This is a genomic window from Brevibacterium sp. ZH18 (assembly GCF_022748595.1).
Classification (GTDB): domain Bacteria; phylum Actinomycetota; class Actinomycetes; order Actinomycetales; family Brevibacteriaceae; genus Brevibacterium.
In genome coordinates this window covers 20,005-30,519 of the sequence record NZ_JALDSX010000046.1, presented here as the reverse complement: position 1 = coordinate 30,519, position 10,515 = coordinate 20,005, and the positions used below count along the sequence as shown (strand labels likewise).

The window sequence follows — 10,515 nt, the reverse complement described above, 5'->3', positions numbered from 1 at the left end:
GTACGCGTACCGATCCCACCCGCGGCTACTATTGAGACCAGCACCAAATGACCGGACAGAGGAAGTAGGACTGCCATGGCCAAGCTGACGAAGATGGTCTCTGCCATCGGTTCTCTCAAGGACCTCAATGCCGCCCGTGCCGAGTTCGATGACGCGTCGAAGACCATCCCCGCCGAGGCGGCCTTCCCGCCCGCAGACATCCGCCCAGCCGCGGACGATTCCCGCACCCTGATGCTTCGTGTGACGAATCCCGGAAACCTAGCCGAGGCGACCCCGAAAACATCAAGTCAGGGTGACACTTTCGCGGTCATCCACGTTCCCGCCTCCGGCGACTTCGCAGCAGGTCTCGTTCTTAATCCCTCCACTCAGATCGAGGCCGGTCAGACTTTCGCGACCATTGCCGACGAGGGCGGGTGGCCGGTCATCGTCGCCATGGTTGAGGAGTTCCTCGGCATCCGCATCGATCACATCGCGCAACTGGAATCGGACGCACTCGGGCGCGTCATCGACGAGCTCGGTGGTCTGCAGATCTACAGCCGCGCTGAGTTCAGCGCGGACGGTACCGACTTCGTCGAAGGGACGAACAACCTCGACGGAGCGACATCGGCGATCTTCACTGCAGCCGACCCGGTCGATGATGCCGGTCAGACGCGAACCCGTAATCAACGTGCAGTTGTACGTGCACTCGTTCAGGGACTCAAATCAGGCGGGTTGGTCAAGGATCCGAACAAGGGCGCAGCTGTGCTCGGACACTTCGCGTCGAGCATTCAGCACAACGCCGAACTGAGCACAGGTGAGCTCGTCAAGATCGCCAATGGCCTCCGCTCCCTGCAAAGTGACGACATCGCGATGGTCACCGTGCCCACGAACTCGCGTCGTGAGGAGGACGGTACAGTCGTTATCGACTTCGATCCCGAGGCGACGCCCGCACTCAAAAACGCTTTAGCCGGCACCGACCTCGCAGAGTTCTTCCGCTACCTGGTATCGCTGGGATACTGAGACCAGCAGCGTCGACATTTTTGCCGTTTCACTTGGCCTTGGCGTCAGTCGACGATGTTCCCCACTTTTCCACCAGGTCGCGGACGCTTTGCACGATCGACCTGTAGTCCTCGTCTCTGTAGTGGAACGGTTGTGGCCCCCATTTGTGATCTCGACCGATTCGGACCTGTTCGCTTGTTCTTGTCACGGTCGATGGAATCTTCGACCGAGCAATCTCACGATACCGAGAATAGTCGGCATTTGCAGCGAATGCGCGGTCTGAATACTCTTCGGCCTCTGTAGGTCTGACGTGTCGCAGACTCCTCAAGGCACCAGAAAGTCCCTGACCTCGTAAGAGACTTCTATTTGCTTCTCTTGTCCCACGTTGGAGACGTCGCACCCGACGGCCGAGCAGGGACAACGTGTCCTTCTGCGGATGTTGGGCCCCTTCAATTGCAGCTGCCCACTCGATATCAATAAATATTGATCGACTCAGCAATTTCGCCGACTTCAGCCCCTCGACTAGCACGTCAAAGCCAACTACCCACTGATCGAAATGCTCGTCGGTGCCGAATTTCACCAAACGAGCCCCTGCCTGCCTGGCTTGCCTTGAAGCGCCACAGGCCTCCAGCTCGAGGGAATTTGTCATCATCGTTCCGTCAGGGAAACGCCAATATCCACGACGCTCGTCGACGAGGTCGACAAGCACGACGTCGAGAGCGTCTGCGTGGCCCGATATGCGGTCAAGACCACTGCCATGCAGATCGCCGAGCACCATTCTCTGTTGGAATGGGGAGTGGATTCCACCGACGTCCAGCCCTCGTTCCTTGTGAGGGAACATGAGGCTCGCTACTGAATGCCTCGCAACGTAGACCGTCACGACAGCATCTTGCATATATTCGCAGGTGTCTCTGCTGACACACGACCCGAATATTCCAACTCTCATTTGAAAGCATCTCTCGAAAGATCTTGCTCTTCCTCAGAATCCAGTTGCGCACCCACTGCTTGTTCACCATTCCGTCGTTTCTGACGAAGGTGATATCTCTCGTCAGCCATTTCCCGAGCCCTTGAGCTAAGTCGTCTGCCAGTTAGGTCACCCGACGCCGCCACTGTCGATGCACGGTCTTGAGGGTTTTCAGCACGAAGCACAACCTTGCTGTCGCGTGGGCGCAACCGCAGCTGAGATGACCCACTATTGAGCCGTGGCGAGCTTACCGATTGAGACGCTGGTTTAGGCAGTACCGGAAACTTAGCTGCTGGGAGATCTACGCTCAGATCTTTCGGCCAGACCTGTGAATCTTGTGTTCCTTCGTCGGAGATTAGAGGTTCTCCGGCGTCATCAAATACTCGACGACGCTTGATGTGCCTTGCATTCCGTGCCGCCTTCTTCTTAGTAGATCGAGCGGCGTGCCTCGGGATGGGATCTCTGATGAGTTCGGGCTCAAGAACATCGATCTCTTCTTTTACTGCATTACTGACTACGTCGTGCAGGAGCTTGTCCGAGATAGCTTCGTTTCCCTTGGCCACGTTCCAAGCCCACCACCGATACTTCTCAGCAACTGCCTCGGCAGGACCATTCATGAGTATTTCGCCTTTGTGCATCCACACAGCGCGAGTGCACAGCTCCTGAATAACCTTGGCCGCGTGGTTGACCAACAACACCGTTCCAGCTTGAGCAAGCATTTCGTCCATAGCTCGCTCACTCCGTTCGGCGAATGTTGCATCTCCGGTCGAAAGCGCCTCGTCAATGAGCAGAATCTTCGGTCGCGCAGCCAACGCAATCGCAAAACGCAATCGCGCACCCATTCCGGAGGAGTACGTGCCCATAGGTCGGTGGATCGCAGCACCCAGTGCCGATAGCTCAACGACATAGTCGTAAGCTTCGGTAGCTTCCTCTGGGGAAAGCCCCATTGCGAGGCACCCTAAACGAACGTTCTCGCTGCCAGATAGGGACGGTTGCAGAGCGGCGCTAACGCCGAGTAGCACTGGTTGGTAGCGGACAAGAATGCGACCGCGATCAGGTTGCTCGACTCCAGCAATATTTCGAAGGAACGTCGACTTGCCGGAACCATTTGCACCGACGACACCGACCATTTCACCTTCACGAGCAACGAAGTTCACACCACGCAACGCCCGAACAGTGGTCTGGCCGTATCGCCCGACGATTGTCTGCGCGACACGGCGAATTCCCTTTGCCCTCTGGTCGGGATCGTTGGTGTTTACGGTATATCGAACCTGAACGTTTTCAGCAACGATGGTCGCATCCAAGATCTCATAGTCGACCATAGCTCTCCTCACCTCTCCAGAAGAACAAGAATCCCACGATGAGCATGCCAAAAGCCCAAACGGTTCCGACCGCCCAAAGGAACGGCTCCGAGTCAACGCCATACAGCAGCGAATTGCGGGCCAGAGTCAGGTAGGCGTGCACAGGGTTGAACCTCATGGCGTCCAGGAGCATCGGATGATCTACCAAGCGATCTTCGATTGAGAAGAATACGCCTGAACCGTATAGCCAGAATCTGCTCAGTATCGACATGAAGTTGGCGAGGTCTGGAATCTTGTGTCCGAGACGTGCCAAAAAACACGCCAATCCAACATTGAACACAGTCTGGAGAATGACTACGGGGATGATAAGAATCACCCTCCAGGTAATTACCTCGAACGGTGGAATGACGGCGAGAATGACGACCATAACCAGCAGCGTCGGCATGAAGTCAAGGAAGTTGCGGACCACGGTGGAAATCGGCAGGGCGGCTCTGGGAAACTGAAATCCTTTGATCATCGAAGCGCCCGCGCGGATCGACCCAGTACCGCCAGTCATGCACTTCCCGGTAAACCCGAAGAAGAACACACCGATGACTAGGAACCCCAAAAAGTTCGGAACACCCCGCGAGGTCTGCAGAATATAGCCGAAGATAAACCAGTAAGCGAGGACGGACAGCAAAGGGTTGAGAAACAGCCAGGCGTAACCCAAGAGGTTTCTTCGAGTCGAGCTGCTCATCTTCGCTCTTGATTCCGCGATGATGAAATGTCTGCGACCCCATAAAGCTGCGAGGTAACTACTCAAGCTGGTCCGACGCCCGACCGGCACCAAACCTTCGCTCGACACGGACGGAATCGTATTTAGGCCGAGAGGGTTTGTCGTCTCACTCACTTCGCACCAGTCCCCATGAGTTGAGAATAGACCTGCCCATATCGTCGACCGATTTCCTTCCACCTCCGTGTTGAGAGCACGTGCTCTCGCCCGTTCTTTCCGTAATTCTCCCTTGCCGAGTCGTTGGTTGCCAATCCCGCAAGGACGTCAGCAAGACTTTGAGGATCTTCTGGAGCCGACCAGAGTCCGGCCGATTGCGGCACCAGTTCGCGGAGAGCCGGTAGATCTGAGATGACAACAGGCCGACCGAGACCCATTGCTTCGATTGGTTTAATCGGAGTGACCAAACGACAGACAGGTTCATCCTTGCGAGGCACGACAATGGTGTCGAGCGCGAGTTGATACTCGATGGCCTTGGCCTGGGGCAGACGGCCAGTGAAGACGGCGTTCTCTCCCAGGATCGCGGCACGTTCCCGCAGTTCCGGCAGAGCGATACCGTCTCCAACGATGAGAAGACGCAGGTCTGTGCCCTGTTCGCGAGCGAGAGCGACGGCGTCGACGAGGTCGTCAAGTCCCTCGTAGCCGACGATCGAAGCGGCGGTGCCAACCCAGACGCCGTCCTCAGGCAAGTCAAGGTTCACTCGGGTCTCAGCCGGCGAACGGCTTGTATCCGTGTTGACCACGGCTTCGGAAATAGAATTTGGGATGAGAGTGATCGATTCCGCGGGGACTCCCCCTGCGATGAGATGCTCACGCATTGTCTCGCCAAGAGTGATGACTGCGTCGGCGGCCGATGCGACTTCGATCTCCTTCGACCGCATCATGGCGAAGCGCTGGCTTTCCCGGCGAGCCATCCGCTCTGCGGGAGTATTGCCAGCAGCGGCCCAAGTCTCTTCAAGAACTCCGCGGACCTCGTAAACCCACGGCAGTCCAATGGCTCTGGCTGCGGCTCCGGTGGCCAGGCCGTTGACGTAGTGCGTGGTGGTGTGAAGCAGGTCGACTTGGCGTTCGAAAGCTTGGCCAGCGATCCATTCAGCCTGGTCTTTGAGACGCGCGGTGGGCGTGGTGGCTGGCCGAAACGGTACGTCCCGCAGGTATTCGATTCCGTCGACGGATTCGACATTGTTTTGGCTGAGACGCCCGACCGTCACCGGGTACGAAGGACGAGTAGCAGCTGCAACCGGATGCCCGGCGTCTTTGAGTGTGGAGAGGATGAGGTGACTGCGGTAGGCGTAACCCGATCGAGTGTGGGGCAATGAGTTCGTCAGCACATGCAGGGACGCAGCAGCACCAGAACCTGGCCGAACGGCGGGACGAGCAATGAGGTGGGAGTCAGTGTCGGGCCACCAGCCGGGCGACATGGACTTCAGCTCAGCGGATAGCCTCTGCCTTCGTTTGCCGTCCGGCAAGACTCTGATCGCCTCGTCGATGTTTCCTCGGGTCCAGAGCATGCGGGACCGCAGCGGCGCGGCGGACTCGAGCGATTCCGCGATGCGATCAGCAGCGTCGAGCATGCCGAGGTTGAGCGCGATCTCTCCGAGCAGTCGAGATGGTTGCAACGCTTCAGCTGTCTCGATGATGGTCTTGGCGCGGCTCTCCTGCCCGAGCAGCCACGCCGAGGCTGCGGCCGTGGCGGCACCGGGAACTCTTCCGAGCAGACGGCCGACTGTCCGCGACGCGGTTTTCGGGAGCCTGCGCGCGAGTTGCATAGAGAAGAACACACGGTCTTCATTCATGTGGCCGACAGTAGTGATGAAAGCATTGCCGATCTGGCGAGCAAGAAACTTAAGGTTCATGATCGCACCTGCTCAAGGACTCTATCGTATTCGGCTCCCATGACGTCGACGCAGGCGTGCTCGGTCACCCACCGGTACCCTGTTGAGGCTGAATTCGGGGTCGCAACTTCTTGGACCATTGATTGCATCGCCGTAATGATTGAATCGACGTCGCCTGGGCGAGCGACTATTCCTGCCCTGTTTGAGCTGATAATCTCAGCGGCTTCCCCCGCGACTATTCCGAGGATAGGCACACGCCGAGCCATAAGTGAATACAACTTTGATGGCACCGTGAGCGAATGGGAGGGAACATCACCAAGGCTGACCAGTCCGGCGTCGGCCCACTCCCAGTGTTCTGACAGTTCTTGCCCCGTGGTCTGCTCGAAGAATTCGACTGGTGCGCCTAGAGTCTCGGCCAGTACCTCAAGATTCTGTCTATCGGCACCGTCGCCGACAATGCGCAGCCTGATTCCTGGAACCCGAGACACCGCAGTAATCGCGGAAGTCAAATCCTGCGAGCGGCCCACGGTACCGACGTAGAGCAGTTTCGAGTCGCCGGTCCGGACGGAGCTCCTGTGTGCAGGCTGGTCTAGCTCGGACCTGTTGACGCCGCTGCGAACGACCTCGGCGTTGATACCACGTCTCTTCAGAAGGTTTTGGAACCTCTTGGTAGTGACCACGACGGCGGAGGCACGACGCTGCGCCGCTGTGAACATTTCAGGAAGGAGCGCCTGTTCGAGGTAAGTTGTCACTGCCTGCGGCAGATATCCTCCGCTAGCATTCGACACCAGCGCCAAATCGGTGATGAGGTCCGGCCACACATCGCGAACTTCGGCAACATGCGGCACTCCCAAAGTGCGTGCGACGATGTCGCCAGCAAAGAGGAACGGCAATGCGGGAGTCGTCGAAATGACGACATCGGGGGCCCGCGAGCCTCGCATTAAGCGAAGGATCGCACCGACGGCCCCGACTGATGCCACCGACTGATCGAGCAGCTGACGGACCATCGATGGTCCGGTGCGGAAGTAGGGCACACGGATAATTCGTTCTCCGAGCTCTCCCATCTCCCAGCTTCCGCCGAGCTTAGGTTGAACTCGAGCGCGCAGACGGCCCACCTTCGAGCTGAAGAATTCGTCGCTGTCGATATGAGGATAGTGCGGATGAGGTGTCGCTACGACAACCTGATGGCCCTGTTCGATGAAATGACCGACAAGAGCGGCCCATCGCCGTTGTGGAGCCCCGACCTCCGGCCAATAGTAGTGGCTGATCAGAAGAATCCTCACGCTGAAACCTCTCTCTTTCGAGCACGACTATTCAGCCACATCGGGAGCAGGGCATACAGTGCGAGCAACAGGACCCAGAATATGTGAGCGGGGTAGGTCGACGCGGTGTTTCCACCTATCAGAGTCGGAACCGCCAGCAAGCAGGCCAGCACACTTAAGGAGGCATGGAAGAGGGAGACCGAATTGTGTGACCAACCGGCCTGCTGAATGCGCTGGTAGATGTGAGTGCGATGAGGCAGCAACACGTTCTCGCCGCGGAACAGGCGCACGACCAGAGTGCACCCAACATCGAAGAAGACAAAAATCGTCGGAGCGATGATGACGACGATCGGCACACCCTGGACGAAGAGCCAGACTGCTAGTGCGAAAACGGCGGCGCCTATGCCATAGCTTCCCGTGTCCCCGAGGAAGGCTTTCGCGCGCCCAAGGTTGAATGGGAGGAAGCCGACTGCCGAACCTGCCAGTGCCAACGAAACTAGCGCAAGGTCATTTTCGCCAGTCCAGGACCCGACGAAGGCGAACCAGCCGGCCGTTACAATCGTCCATTCCGTCACGTACCCGTTGAGCCCATCGACGAAGTTCACGGCGTTGACCGTGGCGACACCGAGGACTGCGAAAGCCAATAAGTGAGCGAGTCCCTGAGTGGAGAACATTGCGATAGTGGCACTGAAGATCAGAGCCAGGACCAGCTGCCCGACCAATCGACCAGATGGGCGAAGAGAGTCAAGATCATCGCTCAGTCCGATAGCTGAATAGCACCAGGTAAGTACCAGAAACCCGATCGGAAGCAGGATGCTGGCGAGCCCGTATGCCCCATGTTCGGCAAGATACCAAGCCGCAGCGAGCGCAGTCGCGATAGTGGTGCCACACCCGATTGCGATCCCTCCACCACGCACCGTGGAGTGTGAATGCGACGACCGATGAGACGGCACGTCGACGACTCCTGCTCGCCGCAGAATCGGAAAGACGATGAGTGCGCTAATCGCAGTGACCGCGGCGGCCACGACGACGATCAGCAACGACTGCAAACCCATCAGTGGCCGGCTCCGGTGTCTCGAGATTCGGAGTCCAGAAGCGCGGTCAGGTGCTCATGAAGGGTCTCGCGACGGCCGAACACCTTCGGATCACGTGCTTCTGCGACCAGAGCTCTGAGCTTCTCGAGATCAATCGGAGTGATTGGCACTTGGGTGATCAGAGGGTGATTCGGACGGCTGTCTGCTTCACCGGGCGCGAGAAGGGCTTCGGTCAGCTTCTCTCCTGGCCTCAGACCAGTATAGACAATACGAGCATCGGCACGGCCGGACAGTGCGATCACGCGCTTGGCAAGGTCGTCGATGCGGATCGGTTCGCCCATATCGAGGACCAGGGTCTCTCCGGGTCCGCCGATGGCGGATGCCTGAAGGACAAGTTCACACGCTTCGTCAGCGGTCATGAAATAGCGCGTGACTTCGGGGTCGGTCACAGTCACAGGGTCATCCGCGGCAACTTGCGCAACAAACGTTTCCAGTACGGATCCACGGGACCCGAGAACGTTGCCAAAACGCACGGACATATACCTCTGCCCGGTGCCCGCAGCAACCGAGGCGATCGCGCGTTCGATGGAGAATTTTGTTCGCCCGAGCACCGAGGTCGCTCCGGCTGCCTTGTCCGTGGAGATGTGGATGAAGGAGTCGACGTCGTTGGCCACAGCAGCCTTGAGAAGGTCAAGGCTGGCTCCGACGTTTGTTCGCACGGCCTGCTCGGGAAAACGTTCCAGGAAGGTGAGATGTTTGAGAGCTGCGGCGTGAAAGATGATGTCGGGCTTTGACTCGGAGACGAGAGCATCGACGAATGCTGCGTCACGGAGGTCGCCGAGCACGAGGTCTTCGCTGGTTTGCAGGGCTGAACCTTCCAGCCCGAGCTCCGTCGCATGAAGACCAGACTCGTCTCGATCAGTCATGATGAGACGTGCTGGGTTGAAGCGGGAGACCTGTCGGCACAGCTGGGAGCCGATCGATCCACCTGCCCCGGTGACGAGAACTACTCTTCCGGTGATCGTCGACGCAATGTCATCGACGTTCGTCGAGATGGGCTGGCGGCCGATGAGGTCTTCGAGGCTGATGTCGCGAAAGTTTCGATGCCGAAGTCCAGCAACGTCGTAGGCATCCGGTTCCGCTCTCGGTGTAGCAGAATCCGAGAGCTTCGGCATGATCTTGATCTCAGTCAGTCGGGACTCGAGATTGGCGCCGATCTGTGACAGAACTTCGGGAGGCAGATCGGCAATTGCGATGATGACGACACCGGCACCGGTGCGGTCGACATGAGCGGCGACGTCGCTGATTGGTCCCAGCACCCGCGTGCCGTTGTAGCGAAGATGCCGTTTAGCAGGATCGTCATCGAGGATACCGACTGCAACGTACTCGTTCCGCGAGTCGTGAGCGATCATGTCGAGGGCGAGCATTCCCTGACTGCCGGCTCCGACAACTATTGTCGGACGCGACGAACCCGAAGCGCTGAGACTGCGCTGACGAAGATTTCTGCGGACCCAGTTCTCGAGACTCTTGGCTGCAACCATCAAAGCACCGGCGGCAATCGGCACGCTGGTCGGGATGAGCAGCTGGCTGGCCAAAGCGAATTCGGCCACCCACATTACTCCGACACCAAGAGCGACTGTTCCGACAATCGCCGCGAACTGGTCAGTCGACCCTCGACGGTACCGGCCACGGTAAATCGCCAACGGCCCGCCGACAAGAAAGACAACTAGTGCAATCGCGGAGCAGACGAACATTCCGGGGGCGTTGACGAGATCAGTGTGAAAGTCGTACCGCACAAGCGTCATCACCACGACAAGGAAAGCGAAGACAAGACCGTCGATGAGCGACAGTGCCCAGGCTCTGCCGTGAAGTCTCCGACGGGTCCGTGGCGGAAGGGGCTCAGAGTTGCTTCCCACTGTCCTCATTTCTCCCGCTGTCCTTGGCCAGGCAAGGCTCGTCCCGTTACGGTCACTCGAATCCTGCCACGGCACGCCGAGCCTCTGCCAACTCCCTGATTGTACTATTGGGACTAACAAGGTTTGCACAGAATAGTCGCGACCCGCGTGGTGGCATGCATGCCGAGCGTCTTTCCAAATTTGCGAAGCGACTAAAGCGCCGAACTGCTACCCCCAGAACTTCGACCGTTGTCAATGCATGAGATTGAAAGGACGTGACGGTGTCACGATCGCCACTTCAAACCTTGAGAACCGGACTCTGGCATCTCCGCAAAGGTGGACCTGCTCAATTTGCGAAGTGGAGACGTCGACGCAACATCGTTCAAAGCGTCTCCGGCTCCAGCTCGTACCTCTCGTCAGATCGGCTCTCCCGAGACAATCTCGAGGTTCAGTTCCCTGCGGCGCCACGAATTGACC

General features: G+C 58.2%; 8 protein-coding genes. 1 reads left to right on the top strand and 7 read right to left on the bottom strand.

What is annotated here, in order from left to right:
• Window positions 1–75: 75 nt before the first annotated feature.
• Window positions 76–999, top strand: a complete 924-nt coding sequence (locus MPN20_RS14125) for an LCP family protein (RefSeq protein WP_242783146.1) — start codon at window positions 76–78, stop codon at window positions 997–999.
• 28 nt (window positions 1,000–1,027) lie between these two features.
• Here the strand turns inward: MPN20_RS14125 and MPN20_RS14120 are convergent, their stop codons facing one another.
• Genes MPN20_RS14120 through MPN20_RS14090 form a run of 7 tightly spaced genes read right to left on the bottom strand, consistent with a single transcriptional unit; the run spans window position 1,028 to window position 9,897 of the window.
• On the bottom strand, window positions 1,028–1,924 hold the full coding sequence (locus MPN20_RS14120; RefSeq protein ID WP_278189928.1) for a DUF6270 domain-containing protein: 897 nt from the start codon (window positions 1,922–1,924) through the stop codon (window positions 1,028–1,030).
• Complete coding sequence (locus MPN20_RS14115; protein WP_242783142.1) at window positions 1,921–3,264, bottom strand: ABC transporter ATP-binding protein; 1,344 nt, start codon at window positions 3,262–3,264, stop codon at window positions 1,921–1,923. Before MPN20_RS14115 ends, MPN20_RS14120 begins: the two co-directional genes overlap by 4 nt.
• A complete protein-coding gene (locus MPN20_RS14110) occupies window positions 3,251–4,087 on the bottom strand; it encodes an ABC transporter permease (RefSeq protein ID WP_242783140.1) in 837 nt (278 codons plus the stop codon). The genes MPN20_RS14115 and MPN20_RS14110 overlap by 14 nt, the downstream gene beginning before the upstream one ends.
• Window positions 4,088–4,128: 41 nt before the next feature.
• The gene (locus MPN20_RS14105) at window positions 4,129–5,808 is read right to left on the bottom strand and encodes a glycosyltransferase family 4 protein (RefSeq protein ID WP_242783138.1); all 1,680 of its coding nucleotides are present in this window, start codon (window positions 5,806–5,808) and stop codon (window positions 4,129–4,131) included.
• A gap of 56 nt (window positions 5,809–5,864) precedes the next feature.
• Window positions 5,865–7,130 carry a glycosyltransferase family 4 protein gene (locus MPN20_RS14100; protein ID WP_242783136.1) on the bottom strand — a complete coding sequence of 422 codons (1,266 nt, stop codon included), beginning with the start codon at window positions 7,128–7,130 and terminating at the stop codon, window positions 5,865–5,867.
• On the bottom strand, window positions 7,127–8,164 hold the full coding sequence (locus MPN20_RS14095; protein ID WP_242783134.1) for a hypothetical protein: 1,038 nt from the start codon (window positions 8,162–8,164) through the stop codon (window positions 7,127–7,129). Before MPN20_RS14095 ends, MPN20_RS14100 begins: the two co-directional genes overlap by 4 nt.
• Window positions 8,164–9,897 carry a polysaccharide biosynthesis protein gene (locus tag MPN20_RS14090; protein WP_278189930.1) on the bottom strand — a complete coding sequence of 578 codons (1,734 nt, stop codon included), beginning with the start codon at window positions 9,895–9,897 and terminating at the stop codon, window positions 8,164–8,166. Before MPN20_RS14090 ends, MPN20_RS14095 begins: the two co-directional genes overlap by 1 nt.
• Between the last annotated feature and the right edge of the window lie 618 nt (window positions 9,898–10,515).